This is a genomic window from Micromonospora sp. ATLC16 (assembly GCF_057196645.1).
Genome location: NZ_JBXUOW010000001.1, coordinates 262926 through 286320, shown reverse-complemented (window position 1 = coordinate 286320; position 23395 = coordinate 262926). Strand labels below are relative to the sequence as shown.

The following is a 23395-nucleotide window of genomic DNA, read 5'->3' as shown; positions in this document are numbered from 1 at the left end:
CCGCCACCCGCAACACCCCGCCGCCAGGGGCGCACCTTCCGGGTTGTTGCTGCAACCGGCGCCGGATCCAGCGACAACCCTGAAGTTGCCGCCTGCTCCGCGGTGCGCGGAGCAGGGGGTGGGGGCGGTCAGGGGGCGATGTAGCTGACGCTGACCTGTTCGAAGCCGAGCGAGCGGAGCAGCCCTTCCAGCATCTTGCGGGTGTTCTCCTCGGCGCGGGCGTTCAGGCCGCTGTCCCGGGCCGCCGCGGTGATCCGGTCCTCGGCCAGCCGGTAGACCTCCTGCTGCCGGTTCGGGTCACCGCCGATCAGGTCACCGACGCGGTTGAGCAGGCCGCGCTCCTCCGCGAAGACGTAACTTTTCTCCAGGTCGAGGTTGGTCTCGGCCAGTTGCGGCGCCGGCAGCTTGATCTCGACCGACTTCCCGTCGGCCGACTGCACGATCGCCCCCTCGGTGAGCGTGCCGAAGTCGACGTACGCCTCGACGCTGCCCGACCCGACGAACAGGGTCCGCTGGTTGAGCAGCCAGTCCGGCACGTTGCGCCGGTCGTTCTGCAGGTCGACCACGACCTGGAAATTGCCCTCGGCGGCCACGTAGCGGCTGAGATCCTGCATCGACTCGAGCAGCGCCGGCTGCGTGCGGTCGGTCTGTTCCTTGGTGAACGGGTTGCGGAACTCGGGCAGGATCCCGACGGTCTGCACGCCGAGCAGCACCACCACCGCGAGCGCCGCGGCGCCGAGCACCCAGAGCAGGGCACGGACCGCTCCGCCACCCGACTGCGGGGTCTGCGGTGGTGTGTCCGGAGCATCCGTGAGCACGTCGCCCGACCCGTGGTCGGGCGACGTGCTGGTGGGATCGTTGATGTCGCCGTCGCGTGCCATCGCCCTCACCGTCCTCGTCAGACGCGGTCTCTGTAGATGACGGTAAGCCCAACGTACGACAGCCGCTCGTCGAGCCCGTCAGATGAACCCGGCCAGGGTCAGGTGAACGCCGAGACCCCGGTGAGCCGCTGCCCGACCACCAACTGGTGGATCTCCGAGGTTCCCTCGTAGGTCAGCACGCTCTCCAGGTTGTTGGCGTGCCGCATCACCGGATAGTCCCCGGAAACCCCGTTGGCGCCGAGGATGGTCCGGCACTGCCGGGCGATGGCCAACGCCTCCCGCACGTTGTTCAGCTTGCCGACGCTGACCTGCTCCGGGCGCAGCTTTCCGGCGTCGGCCAGCCGGCCGAGCTGGAGAGCCAGCAGATAGCCCTTGTTCCACTCGACCGCCATGTCGGCCAGCTTGGCCTGGGTGAGCTGGAAACCGGCCAGCGGCCGACCGAACTGGGTGCGGGTCGTCGCGTACGTCAGCGCGGTCTCCAGGCAGTCGCGGGCCGCGCCGAGGGCACCCCAGACGATGCCGTGCCGGGCCTCGGTCAGGCAGCTCAGCGGCGCCTTCAAGCCGGTCGCCTCGGGCAGTTGCGCGTCCGCCGGCAGCCGGACGTCGTCGAGGGAGATCTCCCCGGTCAGCGACGCCCGCAACGACATCTTCCGGGTGATCTCCCGCGCCGTCACCCCGGGCGTGTCCATCGGTACGACGAAGCCCCGCACACCGGAGTCGGTGCGTGCCCAGATCACCGTCACCTCGGCAATCGGCGCATTGGTGATCCACATCTTGCTGCCGTCGAGCACCCAGTCGTCGCCGTCCCGGCGCGCCCGGGTGGCCATCGAGGCCGGGTCGGAGCCGTGGTCCGGCTCGGTCAGTCCGAACGAGCCGATCGCCTCGCCGGCCGCCATCGCCGGCAGCCAACGCCGCTTCTGCTCCTCGCTGCCGTAGCGCCAGATCGCGTACATGGCCAGCGAACCCTGCACCGAGACCAGCGACCGGACGCCGGAGTCGCCGGCCTCCAGTTCCAGGCAGGCCAGCCCGTACGCGACGGCCGTCGAGCCGGCGCAGCCGTACCCGGTCAGATGCATACCGAGCAGGCCGAGCCTGCCGAACTCGCGGGCCAGTTCGCGGGCCGGCACGTGACCGGCCTCGTACCAGCCGGCGACGTGCGGACGGACCAGATCGTCGACCACCCGGCGCACGACGGCGCGGATCGCCCGCTCCTCCTCGGCCAGCGACGCATCCAGGTCGAGCAGGTCAACCGGGGTCACTCGACCGCCTCGGCGAGCACGAGCACCCGCGCGTGAATCTGGTTGCGCTGTTGCAGCGCGGCACGCAGCGCCCGGTGCAGGCCGTCTTCCAGGTAGAGACCGCCGTTCCACTGCACGACGTGTGGGAACAGGTCACCGTAGAAGGTGGAGTCCTCGGCGAGGAGCTTGTCCAGCGCCAGCTCGCGCTTGGTGGTGATGAGCTGATCCAGGCGCAGCGGGCGGGGCGGAATCTCCGCCCACTGCTTCAGCGTCAGGTTGTGTTCCGGATAGGGACGCCCGTCCCGGACCGCTCTGAAGATCACGACGGCACGCTCCCCTCCCCTGGCCGGCCGGTACCACGACGCCGGGCCGGGTCGCGGCATGGCGCTTTGACCTACGGCGCCGATGACCGTGCCAGCGTAGCCGGACCCCGCACCTCACGTTCTGCTCCCTGATGCCAGTTTCGCCACCAGTCGTCCGGTTCTCAACCGGACGGGACCACCGGTTCGGGTCAGGTCCACCGCCCCCGCCGGACGACCTCGTCCACGGGACGGCGGCCACGACGCAGCGATGGTGACCGATGGTCGGCGGCCCGATAACCGACAGTTAGGGCGCCGATCGGGTGGTACGCCTCCGGCACACCGAACGCCTCCCGATAGGACGCCAACCGCTGCGGCGGAATGCCGAAGAAACAGGAGCCCAGCCCTTCGTCAACGGCGGTGAGCATCATCAGCAGCGCGGCGAAACCGGTGTCGACGTACCAGTAGGGCACCGGCCATCGATCCGTCGACCGGTCCGCCCAGCCCTTGTCCGGCTCCGCGTACCGCTCCAGGTAGACCGAGCGGTTGGCGTGCGGCACCACGATCAGCGGCGCCCTACGCATGCCGGTCAGCCAACGCTGCATCCCGCCGCCCTCGGGGGTGCTGGCCGCCCAGAACCGCTCCCGGTCCTCCGGCGACTCCAGCACCAGGAAACCCCACCCCTGGGAGAAGCCGGCCGACGGGGCCCGTACCGCGTGCTCCAGCAGCCGCTCCACCACCTCCGGCGGGACCGGCCGGTCCGGGTCGTAGTTGCGCACCATCCGGCGCCGCCGGACCACCTCCGCGAACTCCACGCCGTACTCCTCACTTGCCTGCCCGGTCCCTGGCCGGACGCTCAGACACCGGGCCGGATGCCCCAACTCCCGCGCCAGGTGTCGCCCGGGGCCAGAGTGATGAGATCCCGGCCGGAGCGGAAGGCGTCCGGTGGGCAGGTCATCGGCTCCACCGCGACCGACCGGCGGAACCGCTCGCCGGTCAGCGTGTCCCCGGTGAAGACCTGCCACCAACCGAACTGGTCGTCGGCCCAGATCCGTAGCCCGGCCGAGGAGTCCGGCCCGGTCAGAGTCACCGAGGAACCACCGTCGGCGTCCCGATTCACCTGCCCGAAGGCGAGATCCAGGACGGCCTCACCGATGCGCCGTGGCTCGGTGTAGTCGTACTCGGTGCCGGTCACCACGGCCGCGCCGACCGGCAGCAACCGACCGTCCAGCAGCAGCCGGGTCCGGCCGGGTACGCGCAGGGCGATGTCCTCCACGGGCACCCCCGGCAGTTGCAGGTACGGGTGCACGGAGAAACCGAAGGGCACCGTCTCGGTGCCGACGTTCGTGACGTCGTGCTCGGCGCGCAGCCCGTCGGCGCTCACGCTCCACCTGGTACGCAGCCGCAGCGGCCACGGGTAACCGGGCTGCGGCAGCAGGTCGTAGCCGACCGTGACCTCGTCCGGCTGCTGCTCGATGAGGTGCCACGACACCCAGTTGACCAGGCCGTGGATGGCGTTGTGCCGCTCCGGCTCGGTCAGATTCAGCTGCCTGGACTGCCCGCCGAAGGTGTACACGCCGTCGCGGATCCGGTTCGGCCAGGGGGCCAGCACCTGCCCCGCCGAGCCCGGGCACACCTCGTCGGTGGCGTACCCGTCGAGATGCTCGACCCCGTCCTGGCGGTAGGCGCGGAGCCCGCCGCCAGACTCGACGATGACCGCCTCGTGACCGGCGGCGGAGATGCTCCACTGGGCTCCCGACAGGGGAAGCGGATCGCGGCTGTCCATTCGCCAGACCCTAGCCGCCGACGCCATTGCCCGCTCGCCGCGGTCCACGGCCCTCGTCGTGCTGGCGCCCGCCCGCTCCGCTCGGCGGCCGGTACCGGGTCAGCGCCGGGAAGGCCACGGCCAGCAGCACCGCGAGCACCGCCGCCGCGACACCGCCACCTATCCAGGCCACCCCACTGCCGAATCCCGCCGCCATGGCGCCGGCCCGCAGGTCACCCAGACGCGGACCGCCGGCCACCACGACGGTGTTGACGCCCTGGAGTCGGCCGCGCATCCGGTCCGGTGCGTAGATCAACAGCATCGACTGCCGCACCACCGAGCTGACCAGGTCGGCGGCGCCGGCCACCACCAGCAGCAGCACCACCAGCCAGAGTTGCCCGGCCAGCCCGGCCAGCGCCACCGCGACGCCCCAGCCCACCACGGCGAGCACCAGCACCAGACCCTGCCGACGGACCTGGCCGATCCAACCCGACACCAGGCCGGCGAGCAGTGAGCCGATCGCGATGGAGCTGTAGAGCCAGCCCGTCGCCGCGCCGCCACCGAACCGTTCGGCGGCCACCTCGGGAAAGAGGGCCCGTGGGAAGGCGAAGACCATCGCGATCAGGTCGATGGCGAAGGAGAGCAGCAGCACCGGGCTGCCGGCCAGGTACCGCACGCCGTCGACGACGCTGCGCAGCCCCACCTGCCGGGGACCGCCGTCCGGATCGGGCTCCGGCGGCATGGCCGGCAACCGTAGTACCGCCCAGACCAGCGCGGCGAGCAGCGTCGCGTCCACGGCGTACGCGACCGGCAGCGCCACCCCGAGGTCCCAGATCGCCAGGATCAGTCCGGCGGCCAGCGGCCCGAGGACCGCGGTGGCCATGGCGGTGGTGAAGTTCAACGTGGTGGCCGCCGGCACCAGCTCGGTCGGGACCAGCCGGGCCACGAGCGCCCCACGGGCCGGTCCGGAGATCGCGAACGCCACCGAACTCAGCGCCACCAGGGTCAGCAGCAGGACCGGGCTGCCGACTCCGAGCAGCGCCTGGGCCAGCAGCCCCAGCACGGCGACCCAGAGCAGGGCCGAGCCACCCAGCAGCACCCGTCGCCGGTCGACGGCGTCGGCGACCGCGCCACCCCAGAGCCCGAAGACCAGCAGCGGTACGAAGGCGGCGACGCCGAGCAGACCGACCCAGAGGGAGTCCTCGGTCAACGCGTACATCTCCACCGGCACCGCCACGGCGGTGAACTGGAAGCCGAACATCGCGATGGCGTTGCCGGCCCAGAGCCGCCGGTACGCCGGCACCCGCAGCGGGCGCAGATCGATCGCCCAGCGGCGCTGCTCGCGCGGCCGGTCGGTGCTGCCGACGGTCACGGTGCCAGCCGCTCCACGACCCAGCCCGCGCCGGCACGCCGGAACCGCAGCCGGTCGTGCAGCCGGCTGGCCCGGCCCTGCCAGAACTCCACCGAGTCCGGGCGCACCCGCAACCCGCCCCAGTCCGGCGGGGCGGGGATCGGGTCCACGTCGACGAAGCGCTCGGCCGCGGCCCGGTAGGCCTCGTCGAGGGCGACCCGGTCCGGCAGCACCGACGACTGGGCGCTGGCCCAGGCGCCGAGCTGCGAGCCACGCGGCCGGCTGGCGAAGTACGCCTCCGTCTCCGCCCGGTCGACTCGTTCCACCGGACCGGCGACGATCACCTGCCGCTGCATCGGGAACCAGGGAAAGAGCAGGCTGGCGTACGGGTTGGCGGCCACCTCGGCGCCCTTGCGGGAGCCGTAGTTGGTGAACAGCACGAACCCCTCCGGGTCGTACCCCTTGAGCAGCACCGTCCGCGCGCTCGGCCGCCCGGCGGCGTCGGCGGTGCCGAACACCATGGCGTTCGGCTCGGGCAACTCGGCGGCGACCGCGTCGGCGAACCACCTGTCGAACTGGGCATGCCAGTCGGCGGCCAGCTCGCTCTCCGCCAGGCCGGAATCGGCGGCGTACTCGTGCCGCATCCCGGCTGGCACCGGTGTGTCCCCCATCACGTTCCCGCTCCTCCCCCGTCGGGCCGGTACGCGCCCGCCGACCAGCCCGTCCGGCCCAGTCTTATCCGTGCCGGAAGGGGCCTGACAAGCGGGATGTCGCCAGCAGCACATCGACAGCGTCTCGCGCACCCGGCCACCAGCAGGCAAGATGTCACGAACACATCCCTGAGGGTCGCCTAAGGCGCTCACCCGGCCGGGGCCGGGACACCGAGCCCGGGCGGGCGCACCGACCACACACCAGGAGCAGTGAGATGGCCGATTTCAAACCCGGACTTGAGGGCGTCGTAGCCTTCGAAACCGAGATCGCCGAGCCCGACCGCGAAGGTGGCGCGCTGCGCTATCGCGGGGTCGACATCGAGGACCTGATCGGCCAGGTCTCCTTCGGCAACGTCTGGGCGCTGCTGGTCGACGGCCGCTTCGGCCCGGGCCTACCGCCGGCCGAGCCGTTCCCGGTGCCGGTGCACTCCGGCGACATCCGGGTCGACGTCCAGTCCGCCGTGGCCATGCTCGCTCCGTACTGGGGCTTGCAGCAGTTGCTGGACATCTCCGACGAGCAGGCCCGCGCGGACCTTGCCCGGGTGTCGGTCACCGCGCTCTCCTTCGTCGCCCAGTCCGCTCGCGGCCTCGGGCTGCCGGCGGTCCCACAGAAGGAGATCGACAAGGCGGAGACGGTCGTCGAGCGCTTCATGAAGCGGTGGCGCGGCGAACCCGACCCTCGGCACGTCAAGGCCGTCGACGCGTACTTCATCTCGGCCGCCGAGCACGGCCTGAACGCCTCCACCTTCACCGCCCGGATCGTCGCCTCCACCGGAGCGGACGCCGCCGCCTGCATCTCCTCCGGCATCGGTGCGCTCTCCGGCCCGCTGCACGGTGGCGCGCCGTCGCGGGTGCTGACCATGCTGGAGGCGGTCGAGCGCAGCGGTGACGCGGAGGGCTACGTCAAGGGCGTACTCGACCGGCGTGAGCGGCTGATGGGCTTCGGGCACCGGGTCTACCGGGCCGAGGATCCACGCGCCCGAGTGCTCCGCCGCACCGCCCGGGAGCTGGGTGCTCCGCGCTTCGAGGTCGCCGAGGCCCTGGAGAAGGCCGCCCTCGCCGAGTTGCAGGCCCGCCGGCCGGACCGGGTGCTCGCCACCAACGTCGAGTTCTGGTCCGCCGTGGTGCTCGACTTCGCCGAGGTTCCGGCGCACATGTTCACCTCCATGTTCACCTGTGCCCGGATGGGCGGCTGGAGCGCGCACATCCTGGAGCAGAAGAAGCTCCAGCGGCTGGTCCGCCCCTCGGCCCGCTACGTGGGTCCGGGCACCCGCAAGCCGCACGAGGTCGACGGCTGGGACGCCGTCCCCCATGACGTCTGAGACGTGCCGCCTCAGGTGCGGCAGGAGCCCTTACTGACGGAGCGCGGAGATCTCGGCCGACCAGCCGAGGTCTCCGCGACGCCACGTCCCGCCCGGCATCAGCACGAGCAGCGGAGCACCGGTGTATCCCGCTCGCGGTTCGTCCGCTGGTTGCGGGCGATGTGGTGCAGGACTCAGGCCCGGCCGTGGGACCAGCGGCCGGTCGGGGTGGCGCTGGTGCGAGGATGAGGATCGGCAGTGTCGCCGGACCGGGGCCCGGATCCCCTGACCGCACCGTGCGGGCGTACGCACGGCGTCCTCGATCCGCACCGGCGTGGACCGGGCCCGCCTCGCCCATTCGGAAGGATCTTCAAGACCGTGGCTGACGCACCGACCATCCGGATTCCCGACGAGATCAAGCCCGCCGACGGCCGATTCGGCTGCGGGCCGTCCAAGGTCCGTCCGGCGGCGGTCTCCGCGCTCGCCGAGGTGGCCACGGGCTACCTGGGCACCTCGCACCGGCAGAAGACCGTCCGCGATCAGGTGGCCAGGTTGCGCTCCGGCATCGCCCAGTTCTTCTCCCTCCCCGAGGGCTACGAGGTGATCATCGGCAACGGTGGCACCACCGCCTTCTGGGAGGTCGCCACGTTCGGCCTGATCCGCGACCGGGCCCAGTTCGCCAGCTTCGGCGAGTTCGGTGCCAAGTTCGCCAAGGCCGTCAAGGACGCGCCCTTCCTCGGCGAGCCGACGGTCCGCAAGTCCGAGGCGGGCAGCGCCCCGGCCCTGGCCGCCGAGGCGGGCGTGGACGTCTACGCCACCCCGCACAACGAGACCTCGACCGGCGTGGCGGTGCCGATCGGCCGGGTAGCCGGCGCGGACCCGGGCTCGTTGCTGCTTGTCGACGCCACCTCCGGCGCCGGTGGGCTCGATGTCAACGTGGCCGAGACCGACGTGTACTACTTCGCCCCGCAGAAGTGCTTCGGCTCCGACGGCGGGCTCTGGCTGGCCCTGATGTCGCCGGCCGCGCTGGAGCGGGCCGCCGAGGTCAAGGCCTCGGGGCGGTACATCCCGGCGTTCCTGGATCTGGTCACCGCCATCGACAACTCGCGGCTGGAGCAGACGTACAACACCCCAGCGCTGGCGACCGTCTTCCTTGCCGCGGAACAGACCGACTGGATGAACTCCCAGGGGGGTCTGGCCTGGGCGGCCAAGCGCACCGCCGAGAGCGCCTCGATCGTCTACGGCTGGGCGGAGCGCTCGCCCTTCGCCACGCCGTTCGTCACCGACCCGGCGCTGCGCTCCAACGTGGTCGCCACCATCGACTTCGCCGACGGAGTGGACGCCGGGGCGATCGCCAAGGCGCTGCGCGCCAACGGCATCGTCGACACCGAGCCGTACCGGAAGCTGGGCCGCAACCAGCTGCGGGTCGCGCTCTTCCCGGCCGTCGAGCCGACCGACGTCGAGGCGCTGACCGCGTCGATCGACTACGTCGTCGAGCGGCTCTGAGCGCCGACCCGGCCTTACCACGGGCCCGGCACCCCGCTCGGGGAGCCGGGCCCGCACCACTTCGGACCGTGTACCACACCACTGTCGGCCGTCGACAGCTGACCCGCGACACAGCGTCGGAGCAGGCGGATCCGCCGCTTACCCGGGCGTGGCGTCTCCCACCGGGGGGCGGATGGGCGTACCGTGGAGCGCAACGCCACGGGTGGCCGGCTCGTGGCGTACGGCCAGCGAAGCGGGACGGAGGCAACGCGATGCGCCCAGTACGCTTCGTCGCCCTCTCCGAGGACGGCCAGGCTCTGGTGCTCACCGACGAGGTCGGGCGACTGCTCGCCCTGCCGTTGGACGAGCGTGTCGCCGGAGCGCTGCACACCGAGCCGGGAGCCCCCACGCTCGCGGTGGCGCCGGCCGCCGCCGATCCGGTGCCCTCGCTGTCTCCTCGGGACATCCAGGCCCGGATCCGCTCCGGAGAGTCCGCTGAGGACGTCGCCCGGATCGCCGGTGTCCCGGTCGACCGGGTGCTCCGCTACGCCGGGCCGGTGCTCCAGGAGCGCGCGATGCTCGCCCAGCACGCCCGGCGCACCCGGCTCAGGGGCGCCGAGAAGCCGACGCCGCTGGCCGAGGTGGTCAACGGTCGGCTCGCGCAGCACGGGATCGACACCGAGAAGATCTCTTGGGACGCGTGGCGGCGCGACGACGGCACCTGGCGGATCGTCGCGACCTGGCCGTCCGGCAAGGCCACCGCGCAGGCGGTCTGGGATCTGGACAAGGCCCGGCAGTCGGTCACCCCACACGACGACATGGCGCAATATCTGTGCGCCGAGCGCCCGACGCCGATCCTCGGCCAGGAACCAGCACCGGAGCGGGGTGGCCACGCCCTGCCCGGCCCGTCACGCGGCGAGCCGAGCCGGGGTGGGCACGGGCTGCCGTCGCCCGCCGAGCCGGGGCGCTCGGGTCGTGACCCGATCCGAGCCGGCCGCGACGCCCTGCTCGCCTCCCTCGACCGGCCACTCGGCTCGACCTCGGGCCGTGGTCTCGAACCGCGCTCACCGGCCGCTCTCGCCGGCGGTCCGGACGCGCAGCGCCAGCGGGCGGTCGCCGGGGGCGCTGCGGCGCTGCTCGGCGGCGGCCAGGGCTCGGCCTTCGACGACGACGCGGACGCGCCCAAGGAGGTGCCGGCCGTGCCCTCGTTGGCGGTGCTGCGTCCCCGCCGGACCAACGCGCCGGCCGCCGGCGGCTCCGAGTCCAACGAAGCCGGCGGCAAGCCGCGCAAGCGCCTTCCCAGCTGGGACGACGTCCTCTTCGGCACCGGTCCCGCCGCCCGCGAGTCGTCCTGATCCACCCCGCCTCGCGCCTCGCCGCACCTCCCTCACCGCACCGATCTTGCACTTCCTGTCGGGACATCAGTCCAACGCGCCCCCCCGAGGGTGTCGGGCTACCGACGGGTTGACCACGGTCGGAGAGGCAGCCACCGGCACCGGCCGACCTCATCGCCGCGATCCGGGTGGTCTCCGCTGGCGACGCGCTGCTCGCTCCGAGCGTGACCCGGCGACTCATCGCCGAGTTCACCCGCCGCCCGCATCCCGGCCGGACGCCGTCGCCGAAGCTGGACACGGTCACCCAGAGAGCGCGAGGTGCTCACTCCAGGCTGTCAGAGGGGCCAGGCGGCGAGCCGGTGATGGCGCGACGGGGGTCCGGGCTGGCTCCGCATGAGCACCAGTTCCTCGACCGGCCAGGGCGGGCCGAGGTGGTCGTCGAGGGCTGCCAGGTCCGCCTCGATGTCGGCGTGCGGCAGCCGGTCGCCCGGACGGGCGATGGTCAGGTGCGGCCGGAACGGCTTCTCGTCGCCGGAAAACCCGGCGGCGGTCAGTGCGTTGCGTACGGCACCGGCCAGCGCCCCCAGACGGGTGACGTCGCCGTGCACGTCGACCCAGAGCACGGTGTTGCGGCCCCAGCCGAATCGACCGCCACCGCCCAGCCGCAGCACCGGCGGGCCGTCGCACCCGGTGGGCGCCTCCGCCGCAGCACCGCCGTGGGCAGCCGTCACGGCGCGTGAGAGGACCTGCCGCAGCTCGGCCAGCCGGGTGGGGTCGACCTCGCCGAGGAAGGCGAGTGTGAGGTGGGCCGTGGTCGGGTCGACCAGCCGGACGTTCGTGCCGGCGGCCGAGGCCGCCGCCAGGCGTGACCTGGCCAACCGGGTGGTCAGGTGCGCGATGGCCTCGACCGGTGGGTAGATCGCGATGAAGAGTCGCACCTGTCACAGGATGGCAGTCAGTGGTTCCGCTCGGGTTGCTCGGGGCGGGCGGCCGGCAGCCGTAGGCCGGCGGCGTCCAGCTCGGCCTCGACCCGTACCCGTTCGATCTGCCGGTCCAGACCGGACAACGCGGCGAGATGCTCGGTGATGCCCAGCGCATGGCAGGCCAGCCGAAGCCGATCGTCGTACGCGTCGAGCACGTCGCTGTGCCACACCACCGGTCTGCTGCCGCCGGCCCGGTCCCTGCGCAGGCACCGCAGGTCGGCGGCGATCTGTTCCAGCGGCCGCCGCTCCGAGCGGTCGAGCGCGTCGAGGTCGATCCGGTCGGAGGCCGCGACCGCGTCGACGGCCTCGTTCAACCGGACGATCAGACGCCGATCCCGGCGCCGCTGTCGCCACTCGCCGTACCGGCAGGTCAGCCGGTCGACGACCTCGTCGGTGCAGATGACCAGCGCGACAAGCATCGGCACGAGAACCACGGCGGCCAGTGCCAAGGCCAGGAGCAGTAAGCGTAGGACCTCCACCCATCGAAGCTATGCGGCTGCGTGGCGTCAGGTAACCGATTTTCGGCATTCGCCCGGCTGGGGCGGTTCGCAGCGGGCGCGGCCGGCAGCAGAAACTCGTCACATCTCGGTGACGTAGAAGCGCGGCAGTGGCAGAACGCGGAACCGCAGTCGGGCACCGGCCCGGCGTAGCTGCCAGGCCAGCGCCAGCAGCGCGGTGGTCAGCGAGAGCAGGCCACCGGCCCAGATACTGGCGCCGGCACCGAAGGTCTCCGCGGCCCAGCCGATGATCGGCGCGCCGACCGGGTTGGTGCCGAGGAACACCAGCACCCACAGCGCCATCACCCGGCCACGGAACGCGGCGTCGGTGCCGAGTTGCACCCGCTGGTTCGCCGCCTGGGCGAAGTAGACCATGAAGAAGCCGGTCGGCGGCAGCAGGGCGACCACCATCCAGTACGCCGGGGCCAGCCCGACGAGCGTGCCGAAGGTGGCGCAGCCGATCGCGGCACCCAGCACCAACCACACCGAGGGTCGGCTCCGCCGCCCGGTCCCGGCCAGCGCGCCGACCAGCGCGCCGGCCGCGAGCGTGGTGCTGAACAGGCCGAACGAGGCCGCCCCGGTGTTGAAGACGGTCTTCGCCAGGGCCGCCAGCGTCAGCTGGAAGTTGAACAACGACATCCCGATCACCGACATCACCACCATCGGGAGCAGCAGGTCGGGGCGGCGGGCGACGTAGCGCAGCCCGTCGAGCACGGTCGCGGCGGCCCGCTCGCCACGCGCCGGCAACGGCTCCCGGTGCAGTTCGGTCGACCGCATCCGGATCACCATGACCAGCGGCGCGATCGAGCTGAGCGCGGTGACGAGGAAGACCGGCCCGACGTCGAAGACGGCGATGGCCAGGCCGGCCACGGCCGGGCCGACGATCCGGGCCGAGTTGAACACCGCCGAGTTGAGTGAGAGCGCGTTGGGCAGCAGTGCCGTGCCGACCAGCTCGGAGACGAACGCCTGGCGTACCGGGGTCTCCATCGCCTTGGCCGCACCGAGCAGGGCGGCGAAGACGAAGACGTGCCAGAGCTGAACCAGATCGGTGAGAACCAGCACGCTCATGGCCAGCGACAGCACGGTCCAGAACGCGTCGGCGATGAACAGGAGCCTCCGCTTGTCGTACCGGTCGGCGAGCCGACCGGAGAGCAGTGTGAGCAGCAGTACGGGCGTGAACTGGAGAGCGACGACCACGCCGAGCGCGGTGGCCGAGTCGCCGGAAAGCTCGAGGACCAGCCAGTCCTGGGCGATGAACATCATCCAGACACCGATCAGCTTGATCAGTTGCCCGGATGCGAAGAGCCGGTAGTTGCGGACCTCTAGGGACTGGAACATCGTGCTCAGCCTTGCCTGCACTCTTGGTGCGCCTCCTCGCGGTCGTACGCGTCGTCAACGACGGACGGCACGGCGCGAGGCGCACACCCGGTGTGCGCGGCGTCAGGCGCGGGAGATTCGCTGAAGGATCTCCGCGGCCCGTTGCAGGGTCTCCCGGTCGGTGTCACTCAGCTCGGCCAGCCGGCGAGCCAGCCACTCGTCCCGGACCCGCTCGAACTGGTCGAGCACGGCCCGGCCCCCCTCGGTCGTCGCGAGGATGACCTGCCGGCCGTCGGTCGGGTGCGGGGTGCGCTGCACGAGGCCACGCTCCTCCAGCTTCGCGACGATCTTTGTCATCGTCGGTGGCTGCACCCGTTCGACGTCGGCGAGTTCCCGCGGCGTGAGCGCGCCCGCCAGCCGAAGGCTGGTGAGCGCGGACAGTTGGGTGACTGTGAGGTCACCAACCGGCCGGGCCTGACGGACCCGCCGGTTCAACCGGGTGATCGCATCACGCAACTGGAGGGCCAGTTGCGCCGGTGGCACGCTCTGAGCCGTCACCGTCCGCTCCGTCACGATCGTTAGCCTAACTAATGAGCTGGCCGAGCCGCAGCGGATATGACCATGCTCACCCGACGTAGCTCCTGCTCCGAGCCGGAGGTGCGGATCACGTCAGGCGGATCACACACCCCCGGCCTGCGGCTGTCAGAAGAGCAGCGCCTCGATCGGACCGCGCAGGAAGTACACCACGAACAGCGCCGCCACCGCGTACAGCAGCGGGTGGATTTCCCGGGACTTGCCCTTGGCCAGCTTGACCACCACGTACACGATCAGACCGGCTCCGATCCCGTTCGAGATCGAGTAGGTGAACGGCATCAACACGATGGTGAGGAAGGCCGGGATGGCGATCTCGTAGTCGGACCAGTCGATCGTCCGTACCGCCGTCATCATCAGGAAGCCGACCACCACCAGCGCGACGGACGCCGCCTCGAACGGAACGACCACCACCAGCGGCGCCAGGAACATGGCCAGCAGAAAGAGCACACCGGTGACCAGGTTGGCCACTCCGGTCCGGGCACCCTCCGCGACACCGGCGGCGCTCTCGATGTACGACGTGTTGCTGGAGACGCTGGCCGCACCACCGCTGGCCGCCGCGATCGAGTCGACCAGCAGGATCTCCCTGGTACGCGGCGGGGTGCCCTGCTCGTCGAGCATGCCGCCCTCCTGACCGACGGCCACCATCGTGCCCATGGTGTCGAAGAAGTCGGTGATGAGCAGGGTGAAGATGAACATCAGCACGACCAGCCAACCGGCCCGCCCCCACGAGTCCAGCACATTGAACTGACCGAGCAGGGACAGGTCCGGAATGTCGAACGGGTTGCTCGGCAGCGTCGGGACGTTCAGCGACCAGCCCTTCGGGTTCGGCACCCCGTCGACGAAGGACGGGCCGATGTTGCCCACCGCCTCCACCAGCATGGCCAGCACCGTGGAGGCGAGGATGCCGATCAGGATGGCGCCCTTGACCCGGCGTACCACCAGCACCAGGGTCACCAGCAGGCCGACCACGAAGACCAGCATCGGCCAGCTGACGAGTTTGCCGCCGATGCCGAGGCCGACCGGGACGGTGGTGTTCGCCTGGTCCGGAATCCGCCGGACGAAACCGGCGTCCACCAGGCCGATGATGGTGAGGAACAGGCCGATGCCCACACCGATTGCCGTCTTCATCTGGGTCGGCACCGAGCGGAAGACCGCCGTACGCAGCCCGGTCAGCACCAGCACCGCGATGATCAGACCCTCGATCACCACCAGGCCCATCGCGTCGGCCCAGGTCATCTCGGGCGCTATCTCGTACGCCACCAGGGCGTTGACGCCGAGCCCGGCGGCCACCGCCAGCGGGAAGCGGCCGACCACGCCCATCAGGATGGTCATCAGGCCCGCGATCAGGGCGGTGGCCGCCGCGATCGCGGGGATCGGCAGGGTCTGGTTGTCACCGTCGACGGCGCTGCCGAGGATGAGCGGGTTGAGCACCACGATGTACGCCATCGTGAAGAAGGTGGCCAGGCCACCGCGTACCTCGCGGGTGAGGGTGGAGCCACGGGCCGAGATCTCGAAGTACCGGTCGAAGCCGTTGCGCGGCTGGCGGGAATCGGGTGGGGTGCCGTTGTCGGGCGGCGCTACTGCCATCGGGAACCTCACAGCGGATCATCGGGTTGTCGCGCGCATCGTCGCAGATGGACAGCCTGTCGGAAAGGACGTCACGTACGCTGGCCGGGTGCCCACCCCGCCACCCCGCCCCGAGCCGCTCGACCCGCCGATGGTGCCGTTCGCCCTCGCCGGGATGGCAGCCTGGGCCGTCTCCGGGCTGGTGTTGCTGCTCTTCCGCGACCGGCTGGTCGCCAGCGGCCACGAGAACTGGCTCTGGATCTGCCTGGCCGGATTCCTGTGGGGCTTCCCAGGTCTGGCGGTGATGATGCGGCACGACGCCAACCGCCGTCGCCGTCGCGCCGCAGGTTGACCTGACGGCGGCCGGCCCCGGTCAGGAGTGCCCGTACGGTTCCGCCGGCTCGCCGCTCTCCACGGACCCGGCGGCGCGGCTGACCGCCATCGGCTCCACCGCGCTGTCGTCGTAGACGGTGGGCATCTCGTCGACCGCCGTGTCGGCCTCGACAAGCGTCTCCGAGTGGGCGCCGCAGCCGTGGTCGGCGCTGACCACCCGGCCGTCGTCCGGTGCGTAGAAGTTGCCGCAGACGCCGAAGCTCTGCCGCAGCTTTCCCGCGAGCGGCAGGTAGAAGCCGCAGGTGCCACAGCGCGCGCCGGCGGGCGCGGAGGCGGAGATCGGCGCCGAGGGGCCGTGATCGCCGTCGTACCAGCGCTGGGCCGTCTCGATCCGACCCTCCCGCGACATCACCCGGTGCCGGCCCAGTCCCAGCTCCCAGGCGGTCTCCTCGACCGCCGGATCGTCGGAGAGGAGGTAGCCGGGCTGGAGTCGCTCGTCGTCCGACGGGGTCGGCAGCAGGTCGCCGGGACCCAGGTCGCCGGGCTTCAGTCGCTCCTGCCACGGCAGCCAGCCGGGCGCGAGCAACGCGTCCGGCCCGGGCAGCAGGACCGTCTCACAGATCGTCACCGTACGACTGCGCGGCACCCGGGTCACGGTGACCCCCCACCGCCAGCCGCGATAGCCGGCCAGCCGACACTCGAAGTAGTGCGTGACGAGCCGGTCACCCTCAGCGACAATCTGAAGGTGGTCGCCGACGTCGTCGGGGCCCACCTCGGTGATGCCGGAGCGCGCCACCTCGACGGCGGCGGCGCAGACCTGGTCGAGACGGGCGGCACGGGCGGAAGCGAGCCTGGTCACCCGACCATTGTTCCCCATCGGGTGGGTGAGCTGTGAGGCACTCCCCAGAGGTGTTCTCCGGCGGTGGCGCAGCATTGCCCCGGCTGATGGGTCAGGATGGGTGCCATGCCGCTGTTCTCCCGCTCTGAGCGGTCCCTCCTCGGGCGGACCGTCGGCACCGGCATCCGCGCCACCCGGCTGATGCTGCGCGGCTCCCTGTCCAGCGGCCGCTGGATGACCCGCAGCGCCGCGCGGGCCCGGGCCCGGGGCGCGGGCGGGGAGACGGGCATGGTCCGCCTGTTCGACCTGCACGCGATCTCCTGTGCCGGCGACACGCTGATCGCCATCGGGCTGGCCGGGACGATCTTCTTCAACGTGCCGCTCGGCGAGGCACGGAGCAAGGTCGCGCTCTACCTGCTGGTGACCATGGTGCCCTTCGCCATGCTCGCACCCGTGGTCGGGCCGCTGCTCGACCACTTCCGGCACGGCCGTCGCTACGCCCTGGCCACGACCATGTTGGGCCGGGCGTTCCTGGCCTGGCTGATCTCCGACTACATCCACGGCTTCGGGCTCTATCCGGCGGCCTTCGGCGTGCTGGCGCTCTCCCGAGCGTACGGGGTGGCGCGTTCCGCGGCCGTACCCCGGCTGCTGCCGGAAGGGCTCGGCCTCTCCCAGGTCGGTGCCCGGGCCAGCGTCTACGGCACGGTCGCGGGCGCCCTGGTCGCCCCGATCGGCCTGGCCGCGTTCTGGTTCGGACCGCAGTGGCCGTTACGGGTCGCGTCAGTGATCTTCCTGGTCGGCATGGTGATCGCCCTCCGGCTGCCACCGAAGGCGGACTCCGAACCGCCGGAGCGGGTACCGCGACCACTGCGGGCGCTGCGTCGAGGCACGGACGAACGACCGCTGGGCCGGGGCAGACCCGCCGGACGGCTGGTGATCTCGACCCTGGTCGGTGCGGCCACGCTGCGCGCGGTCTACGGTTTCCTGCTGCTCTTCCTGGCCTTCACCATCAAGGCGGGCGACCTGACCACCGTGGTGTTCGGGCGTGATCTGGGGGACGAGGGGTCGCTTGGCCTGGTCGGCGGCGCGCTGGCAGTCGGCACCTTCCTGGCCACCGCGATCGGTACCCGGTTGCGTATCCACCGCCCGGCCGCCCTCCAGTCCAGCGGCATGGTGATCGTCGCCGGGGTTGGCGTACTCACCGTGCTGAGCTTCTCGCTGCCGATGGTCGCCCTGCTCTGCGTGGTCACGGCGATGATGAGCGGCATCGCCAAGCTGGCCGTGGACGCCTCGATCCAGGAACGCATCCCGGAGCGGTTGCGGGCCAGTTCCTTCGCCCATTCCGAGACGGTGCTGATGCTCGCCTTCGTCGCCGGTGGCGGGCTGGGGCTCGTACCCTTCGACGGCCGGATCGGCATCGCCGTCGCCGCCGGTGTCGGTGCCCTCGCCGCCACCCGGGGTCTGGTGATGGCCCGGCGGCTCCGGGCCGAGAAGCTGCGCGGACGGCCACTGACCGACGACGAGCGGGCCGCTGAGAAGCAGGCCGAGCCGGAGCGCACCGACGAGTCGGAGCGCACCGAGTCCACTCCCACGTCACCGGCTCCCTTCCAGGGCGGACGTGGTCCCGAGGAGCCGGGTATGGCGCCGCCGGGCTTCCACATCTATCGCCCGTCCTCGACGATCACCGGTTCCGGTGGTGGCGACGATGAGACGCGGCGCAGCTCACCGGGCTCGCTCACGTGAGCGGTCTGCTGGTGGTGACCGCGGTTCCGGCCGAGGCGGAAGCGATCCAGGCCGGCCTCGCCGATCCGACCGTGGCGGTGCTGCCGATAGGGGTGGGACCGGCGGTCGCCGGTGCGGCGACCGCCCGGTTGCTGGCGCTCGCCGAGATGGCCGGCCGCCCGTACCGGGCAGTGGTCAGTGCGGGGATTGCTGGCGGCTTCGCCGGCCGGGTCGCGGTCGGTGACACCGTGCTCGGTTCCCGGGCCGTCGCCGCCGACCTGGGCGCGGAGTCTCCCGACGGCTTCATTCCGATCGACGAACTCGGCATTCCGGCCGAATTGCTCGGCGGCGGCACGGCCGTCGACGTCGACCCGACACTGCTTGCCGGCCTGCGCACGGCGCTGCCGGCCGCGACCGTGGGACCGGTGCTGACCGTCAGCACCGTGACCGGCACCACCGCCAGCACCGAGGATCTGGTCCGGCGTCACCCGGAGGCGGTGGCCGAGGCCATGGAGGGGTACGGCGTGGCGACCGCCGCCAGCCAGGCCGGCGTGCCCTTCGCGGAGCTGCGCACCATCTCGAATCCGATCGGCCCTCGCGACCGCCACGCCTGGCGCATGCGCGACGCCCTCACCGCCCTCACCGCCGCCGCGTCCGCCCTACGCTGACGTCCTCCGCCCCTACCGACCTGGCTGACGGCCGGTCGAGTCGGGGTTGGCAGGAGCGAGGCCGGACGGAGGCGGGTCGGGTCGGCGGGGTTACGGTGGGGTTGTGGCGCTCTCGCTGGCGATCTCGCCCTGCCCCAACGACACGTTCGTCTTCCACGCGCTGGTACACGGACAGGTGCCCGGTGCGCCGCCCGTCGAGGTGACGTACGCCGACGTGGACGTCACCAACACGGCTGCCGAGCGGGGCGCGTTCGACCTGGTGAAGGTGAGTTACGCGGCGCTGCCGTGGCTGCTGGGTGATTACCACCTGCTGCCCTGTGGGGGTGCGCTGGGTCGGGGATGTGGTCCGTTGGTGCTCACCCGCACCGACCGCGGTGGCGGGCCGCAGCGCGAGGATCTCACCGATGCCACCGTGGCGGTGCCGGGTGACCGGACCACGGCGTACCTGCTGTTCCGGCTCTGGGCGGCCGGGCGGACGCCGCGACGCATCGAGGTGGTGCCGTTCCACGAGATCATGCCGGGCGTGGCCGAGGGCCGGTACGACGCCGGGCTGGTGATCCACGAGGCCCGGTTCACCTATCCACGGCACGGCCTCACCGCCCTGGTCGACCTGGGCGAGTGGTGGGAGTCGGACACCGGGCTGCCGATCCCGCTCGGCGCCATCCTGGCCCGGCGGGGTGTGGTCGACCCGCAGCAGGCCGCCGGCTGGGTTCGGGACTCCGTCCAGCGGGCCTGGGCCGATCCGGCGGCCAGCCGGGCGTACGTGCTCGCGCACGCCCAGGAGATGGAGCCCGACGTGGTGGACCGGCACATCGGCCTCTACGTCAACGAGTTCACCGCAGACCTGGGTGCGGCGGGTTTCGCTGCCGTCGACGCGCTGCTCGGTCGGGCCGCCGACGCCCGGCTCGTGCCTCAGACCTCCAGCTCGCGGGCGACCGCGTGGACCAGTTGAGCGATCTTCTGCGCGGTCCTGCGGTCCGGGAAGCGGCCCCGACGAAGGTCGGGCTGAACCTTCGCCTCCAGCACCTTGATCATGTCTTCGACCAGGCCGTGCAGCTCCTCGGCGGGACGTCGGCGCAGCTCCGCCACGGACGGCGGCGCGTCCAGCAGCTTCACCCCCATCGCCTGCGCACCCCGCCGGCTGTCCACCACGCTGAAGTCGACCCGCTGGCCGCCCTTGAGATCGGTGACACCCGCCGGTAGCGCGCCCTTCGGCAGGAACACGTCGCCACCCTCGTCACTGGTGACGAACCCGTATCCCTTGGCCGCGTCGTACCACTTCACTCGACCCGTAGGCACCTGAGAACCTCTGCTTCGCTTGAACCGTCTACTGCCTCAAGGCTAGCCGGATCATCCCGTCGAGCGCCGCTGGGAATCCGGTGAGATCCGCCAGCACCACCGCCGCCCCGGCGGCACGCAGCTCGTCGGGGGTACACGGGCCCGTGGCCACCGCGATCCCGGGCACCCCGGCCGCTGCGGCGGCCACCATGTCCGCCACGTGGTCGCCGACGTAGTGGGTCGCCCCGTGCGCCCGCAACGCGGTCGCCTTCTGCTCGGCGAACAGATCACCGGCCAACTCGTCCACGGCCAGCCCCAGATGGTCCAGGTGCAGCCGGGCCAGCCGCCCGATCTTGGACGTGACCACCAGCACCCGCCCGCCCCGGTCGCGGACCGCGGCGAGGGCCGCCGCCGCGCCTGGCAGCGGCACGGTCGGCGTGATCGCGTACGCCGGATACAGCTCGCGGAAGATGGTCACCGCGCCCTCGACCTGCTCCGGCGGGAACCAGTGGGCGATCTCGGTACGCAGCGGCGGGCCGAGCCGGGACACGGCGGCGTCGGCGTCGACGGGTACCCCCGTCCGCTCGGTGAGCGCGCGATAGGTCGCGGCGATACCGGGACGCGAGTCGACGAGGGTCATGTCGAGGTCGAAGCCAACGGTCAACGGGGGCATCCTGGAAAGCTACCCGGCCAGCCGGACCGGCCGGGTCGTCCGATGGGCGGGAGTGGCCCCGACCGGGCTAGCGTGGAACGACGATGAGCACCTCACTCGCCGACCACCTGCGGTCGCTGCCCGACGAGTCCCTCGCCGCGCTCCTTCAGCTCCGGCCCGACCTCGTCGTACCGGTCCCCGCCGACGTGGCCGCCCTCGCCATCCGGGCACAGTCCCGCGTCTCGGTGTCGCGCGCGCTCGACGGGCTGGACCAGTTCACGCTTCAGATCATGGACGCCGCCCGGTTGACCCGTGACCCGGCCGACGGCACCACCTCGGTCGACGGGGTTCTGGCCCTGGCCACCACCGGCCCGAATCCACCCGCCCCCACCGCCGTCCGGGCCGTCGTCGACCGGCTGCGGGCCCGGCTCCTGCTGTACGGCCCCGACCATGCCCTGCACCTCGTCGGTGGCATCGACGAGATCTCTCCGTACCCGGCGGGGCTCGGCCGGCCGGCGACGGAGCTGGACCCACGCACCGCCGCGCTCTGCGCGGACCCGGCGAAGCTGCGGCGGACGCTGCTGTCCGCGCCGCCGTCGGCCCGGGCGATCCTGGACCGGCTGGCCGCCGGCCCACCGGTCGGCAGCGTGCCGCCCGGGGCGTTGCAGGCACCATCGGTCGGCGCGGACGACGACCTGCCGCCGGACGACACGAACGGCGGGGCGCCGACCGGGTCACCGGTGCGCTGGCTGGTCGACCACCGGCTGCTGGTGCGGGTCTCCGGCGGCAAGGGTGGCACCACCGGCATGGTCGAGCTGCCCCGGGAGATCGGGCTGCTGCTGCGCCGCGAGACCGGTCCGCTGGGCCCGTTGAGCAGCAGTCCACCCCCGGTGGCCGCGACGCCGCGCGAGCCGAAGGCCGCCGACTCCGCCGGAGCCGGACAGACCATGGAGGTGGTACGCCACACCGAGGCGCTGCTGGAACAGTTGGCCGCTGAGCCGGCACCGGTGCTGCGGTCCGGCGGGATCGGCGTACGTGACCTGCGCCGGCAGGCGCGGGCCACCGGGCTGGACGAGTCGACCGCCGCACTGCTGCTGGAAGTGGCGTACGCGGCCGGGCTGACCGGTGAGATGGAGCTGCCCGGTGCCGCCGGTCGGTACGGCGCCGACCAGCAGGTGCTACCCACGGCCGGATACGAGGTGTGGCGGGCCGGTTCGCTGGCGCAGCGCTGGGAGCAGCTGGCCCGGGCCTGGCTGACCATGACCCGGCAGGTCGGGCTGGTCGGGCAGCGCGACGACCGGGACCGGCCGATCACGGTGTTGTCGGCGGAGGCGGAACGGGCCGGCGCCCCGGCCGCCCGGCGGGCGGTGCTCGGTGTGCTCGCGGATCTGGAACCGGCGGCCGCGCCCAGCGCCGAGGAGGTGCTGGCGCTGCTGGACTGGCGGGCGCCCCGACGCAGCCGTGGCCGGGAGAACGCGCATCGGGAGGTGCTGGCCGAGGCGGCCACGCTGGGCGTGACCGGACTGGGGGCGCTCACCTCGTACGGGCGGCTGCTGCTGGCCGAGGCGACGGCGGGCGAGGACGACGCCACGGACGACCCGCTGGGGCTGCGGGCCGACGCCGAGGACGGCGGCAGCGCGATCCGGGCCCTGGACACGTTGCTGCCCGCCCCGGTGGATCACTTCCTCGTTCAGGCGGACCTGAGCGTGGTGGTGCCCGGGCCACCGGAGCCGGCGCTCGCCACCGAGCTGGAGGTGATTGCCGAGCCGGAGTCGGCCGGTGGGGCGAGCGTGCACCGGATCACCACGGGCAGTGTGCGGCGGGCGCTGGATGCCGGCTACTCGGCGGACGACCTGCACGACCTGTTCCGCCGTCGGTCCCGCACACCGGTGCCGCAGGGACTGACCTACCTCATCGACGACGCGGCCCGCAAGCACGGCGGGCTGCGCATCGGCTCCGCCGGGGCGTACCTGCGCAGCGACGACGAGGCGCTGCTGGCCGAGGTGCTGGCGGACCGGCGGGTGGAGGCACTGGCGCTGCGCCGCCTCGCGCCGACCGTGCTGGTGACCCCGTACCAGGGCGGTCGACTGCTCAGCGTGCTACGGGAGGCCGGATACGCCCCGGTGGCCGAGGATGCCACCGGGTCGACGGTGCTCACCCGGCCGAAGACCCGACGGGCACCGGCCAGGGTGTCGGTGACGACCCGGGCGCTCGACCCGCTCGCCACCCCACGTCTGCCGCTGCCGCGCCTGCTCGGCGTGGTGGAGCAGATCCGGCGGGGTGACGCGGTGGCGCGGGCGGCCCGAAGGGCCCCGGCGGTGGTGCGCGGCGCGACGCCGGGCGGGCCGGTTCCCGCGCACGGTCACCACGACGCCCTGGCCGTGCTTCAGCAGGCGGTACGCGACAGGGCGCTGGTCTGGGTCGGCTACGTCGACGCGCACGGGGCAACCGCGTCCCGGCTGGTACGACCCGTCTCGCTCGGCGCGGGCTACCTGCGCGCCGAGGACGAGCGGACCGAGATGCTGCACACCTTCGCCCTGCACCGGATCACCGCGGCGGTGCTGGAGAGGTGAGCGTCGGCTG

The 23395-nt window shown here is 72.2% G+C and carries 23 protein-coding genes; 8 read left to right on the top strand and 15 right to left on the bottom strand.

What is annotated here, in order from left to right:
• Positions 1–128 precede the first annotated feature (128 nt).
• From AC2CHE_RS01385 to pdxH, 7 genes are all read right to left on the bottom strand, one after another.
• Positions 129–881: a DUF4230 domain-containing protein gene (locus tag AC2CHE_RS01385; RefSeq protein ID WP_484503016.1), complete on the bottom strand. Its 753-nt coding sequence runs from the start codon at positions 879–881 to the stop codon at positions 129–131.
• A gap of 98 nt (positions 882–979) precedes the next feature.
• Positions 980–2140 (bottom strand): acyl-CoA dehydrogenase family protein, encoded by a 1161-nt coding sequence (locus AC2CHE_RS01380; protein WP_484503015.1) that lies wholly within the window; start codon positions 2138–2140, stop codon positions 980–982.
• Complete coding sequence (locus tag AC2CHE_RS01375; protein WP_111214238.1) at positions 2137–2442, bottom strand: type II toxin-antitoxin system VapB family antitoxin; 306 nt, start codon at positions 2440–2442, stop codon at positions 2137–2139. The genes AC2CHE_RS01380 and AC2CHE_RS01375 overlap by 4 nt, the downstream gene beginning before the upstream one ends.
• Positions 2443–2630: 188 nt before the next feature.
• Positions 2631–3233, bottom strand: a complete 603-nt coding sequence (locus AC2CHE_RS01370; protein ID WP_484503014.1) for a nitroreductase family protein — start codon at positions 3231–3233, stop codon at positions 2631–2633.
• Between the two features lie 41 nt (positions 3234–3274).
• Complete coding sequence (locus AC2CHE_RS01365; RefSeq protein ID WP_484503013.1) at positions 3275–4204, bottom strand: aldose 1-epimerase family protein; 930 nt, start codon at positions 4202–4204, stop codon at positions 3275–3277.
• A gap of 10 nt (positions 4205–4214) precedes the next feature.
• The gene (locus AC2CHE_RS01360; protein WP_484503012.1) at positions 4215–5555 is read right to left on the bottom strand and encodes an MFS transporter; all 1341 of its coding nucleotides are present in this window, start codon (positions 5553–5555) and stop codon (positions 4215–4217) included.
• Positions 5552–6205 carry a pyridoxamine 5'-phosphate oxidase gene (gene pdxH, locus AC2CHE_RS01355; protein ID WP_484503011.1) on the bottom strand — a complete coding sequence of 218 codons (654 nt, stop codon included), beginning with the start codon at positions 6203–6205 and terminating at the stop codon, positions 5552–5554. Before pdxH ends, AC2CHE_RS01360 begins: the two co-directional genes overlap by 4 nt.
• Before the next feature lie 254 nt (positions 6206–6459).
• Here pdxH and AC2CHE_RS01350 point away from each other — a divergent pair, with 254 nt between their 5' ends.
• The 3 genes from AC2CHE_RS01350 to sepH all read left to right on the top strand — a co-directional run bounded on the left by AC2CHE_RS01350 (position 6460) and on the right by sepH (position 10385).
• Positions 6460–7566, top strand: a complete 1107-nt coding sequence (locus tag AC2CHE_RS01350) for a citrate synthase 2 (RefSeq protein WP_484503010.1) — start codon at positions 6460–6462, stop codon at positions 7564–7566.
• Positions 7567–7923: 357 nt separating this feature from the next.
• Entirely contained in the window at positions 7924–9051 is a 1128-nt protein-coding gene (gene serC, locus AC2CHE_RS01345) for a phosphoserine transaminase (protein ID WP_484503009.1), read from the top strand.
• 251 nt (positions 9052–9302) lie between these two features.
• Positions 9303–10385, top strand: a complete 1083-nt coding sequence (sepH, locus tag AC2CHE_RS01340) for a septation protein SepH (RefSeq protein ID WP_484503008.1) — start codon at positions 9303–9305, stop codon at positions 10383–10385.
• Between the two features lie 314 nt (positions 10386–10699).
• Here the strand turns inward: sepH and thpR are convergent, their stop codons facing one another.
• The 5 genes from thpR to AC2CHE_RS01315 all read right to left on the bottom strand — a co-directional run bounded on the left by thpR (position 10700) and on the right by AC2CHE_RS01315 (position 15342).
• Positions 10700–11302 carry an RNA 2',3'-cyclic phosphodiesterase gene (gene thpR, locus AC2CHE_RS01335; protein WP_484503007.1) on the bottom strand — a complete coding sequence of 201 codons (603 nt, stop codon included), beginning with the start codon at positions 11300–11302 and terminating at the stop codon, positions 10700–10702.
• A gap of 17 nt (positions 11303–11319) precedes the next feature.
• Complete coding sequence (locus AC2CHE_RS01330; RefSeq protein ID WP_484503006.1) at positions 11320–11826, bottom strand: hypothetical protein; 507 nt, start codon at positions 11824–11826, stop codon at positions 11320–11322.
• 99 nt (positions 11827–11925) lie between these two features.
• Entirely contained in the window at positions 11926–13203 is a 1278-nt protein-coding gene (locus AC2CHE_RS01325) for an MFS transporter (RefSeq protein ID WP_484503005.1), read from the bottom strand.
• A gap of 81 nt (positions 13204–13284) precedes the next feature.
• A complete protein-coding gene (locus AC2CHE_RS01320) occupies positions 13285–13734 on the bottom strand; it encodes a MarR family winged helix-turn-helix transcriptional regulator (RefSeq protein ID WP_484503004.1) in 450 nt (149 codons plus the stop codon).
• Positions 13735–13863: 129 nt separating this feature from the next.
• Positions 13864–15342: an NCS2 family permease gene (locus AC2CHE_RS01315; RefSeq protein WP_484503003.1), complete on the bottom strand. Its 1479-nt coding sequence runs from the start codon at positions 15340–15342 to the stop codon at positions 13864–13866.
• An 88-nt stretch (positions 15343–15430) separates the two neighbouring features.
• On the opposite strand from AC2CHE_RS01315, the gene AC2CHE_RS01310 reads away from it, so the two are divergent.
• Positions 15431–15673 (top strand): DUF2530 domain-containing protein, encoded by a 243-nt coding sequence (locus tag AC2CHE_RS01310; RefSeq protein WP_484503002.1) that lies wholly within the window; start codon positions 15431–15433, stop codon positions 15671–15673.
• Between the two features lie 21 nt (positions 15674–15694).
• Here the strand turns inward: AC2CHE_RS01310 and AC2CHE_RS01305 are convergent, their stop codons facing one another.
• On the bottom strand, positions 15695–16531 hold the full coding sequence (locus AC2CHE_RS01305; RefSeq protein ID WP_484503001.1) for a DUF3027 domain-containing protein: 837 nt from the start codon (positions 16529–16531) through the stop codon (positions 15695–15697).
• An 87-nt stretch (positions 16532–16618) separates the two neighbouring features.
• Here AC2CHE_RS01305 and AC2CHE_RS01300 point away from each other — a divergent pair, with 87 nt between their 5' ends.
• From AC2CHE_RS01300 to AC2CHE_RS01290, 3 genes are all read left to right on the top strand, one after another.
• Positions 16619–18235, top strand: a complete 1617-nt coding sequence (locus AC2CHE_RS01300; RefSeq protein ID WP_484503000.1) for an MFS transporter — start codon at positions 16619–16621, stop codon at positions 18233–18235.
• Positions 18232–18882 (top strand): futalosine hydrolase, encoded by a 651-nt coding sequence (locus AC2CHE_RS01295; protein WP_484502999.1) that lies wholly within the window; start codon positions 18232–18234, stop codon positions 18880–18882. Before AC2CHE_RS01300 ends, AC2CHE_RS01295 begins: the two co-directional genes overlap by 4 nt.
• Positions 18883–18985: 103 nt before the next feature.
• Entirely contained in the window at positions 18986–19834 is an 849-nt protein-coding gene (locus AC2CHE_RS01290; RefSeq protein WP_484502998.1) for a 1,4-dihydroxy-6-naphtoate synthase, read from the top strand.
• On the opposite strand, the gene AC2CHE_RS01285 is transcribed toward AC2CHE_RS01290, so the two are convergent.
• The gene (locus AC2CHE_RS01285) at positions 19795–20181 is read right to left on the bottom strand and encodes a cold-shock protein (protein ID WP_093404122.1); all 387 of its coding nucleotides are present in this window, start codon (positions 20179–20181) and stop codon (positions 19795–19797) included. The genes AC2CHE_RS01290 and AC2CHE_RS01285 overlap by 40 nt on opposite strands.
• A 28-nt stretch (positions 20182–20209) precedes the next feature.
• Positions 20210–20833 carry an HAD family hydrolase gene (locus AC2CHE_RS01280; protein WP_484502997.1) on the bottom strand — a complete coding sequence of 208 codons (624 nt, stop codon included), beginning with the start codon at positions 20831–20833 and terminating at the stop codon, positions 20210–20212.
• Positions 20834–20916: 83 nt separating this feature from the next.
• Between AC2CHE_RS01280 and AC2CHE_RS01275 the strand changes: the two genes are divergently transcribed.
• Entirely contained in the window at positions 20917–23385 is a 2469-nt protein-coding gene (locus tag AC2CHE_RS01275) for a helicase-associated domain-containing protein (RefSeq protein ID WP_484502996.1), read from the top strand.
• The last annotated feature ends 10 nt before the right edge of the window (positions 23386–23395 follow it).

Coding starts and splice junctions, on each gene's coding strand:
- pdxH (WP_484503011.1), bottom strand. CDS start 6,205: ATGGGGGACACACCGGTGCCAGCCGGGATGCGGCACGAGTACGCCGCC.
- sepH (WP_484503008.1), top strand. CDS start 9,303: ATGCGCCCAGTACGCTTCGTCGCCCTCTCCGAGGACGGCCAGGCTCTG.
- AC2CHE_RS01280 (WP_484502997.1), bottom strand. CDS start 20,833: ATGCCCCCGTTGACCGTTGGCTTCGACCTCGACATGACCCTCGTCGAC.
- AC2CHE_RS01300 (WP_484503000.1), top strand. CDS start 16,619: ATGCCGCTGTTCTCCCGCTCTGAGCGGTCCCTCCTCGGGCGGACCGTC.
- AC2CHE_RS01350 (WP_484503010.1), top strand. CDS start 6,460: ATGGCCGATTTCAAACCCGGACTTGAGGGCGTCGTAGCCTTCGAAACC.
- AC2CHE_RS01315 (WP_484503003.1), bottom strand. CDS start 15,342: ATGGCAGTAGCGCCGCCCGACAACGGCACCCCACCCGATTCCCGCCAG.
- AC2CHE_RS01385 (WP_484503016.1), bottom strand. CDS start 881: ATGGCACGCGACGGCGACATCAACGATCCCACCAGCACGTCGCCCGAC.
- AC2CHE_RS01365 (WP_484503013.1), bottom strand. CDS start 4,204: ATGGACAGCCGCGATCCGCTTCCCCTGTCGGGAGCCCAGTGGAGCATC.
- AC2CHE_RS01305 (WP_484503001.1), bottom strand. CDS start 16,531: ATGGGGAACAATGGTCGGGTGACCAGGCTCGCTTCCGCCCGTGCCGCC.
- AC2CHE_RS01275 (WP_484502996.1), top strand. CDS start 20,917: ATGAGCACCTCACTCGCCGACCACCTGCGGTCGCTGCCCGACGAGTCC.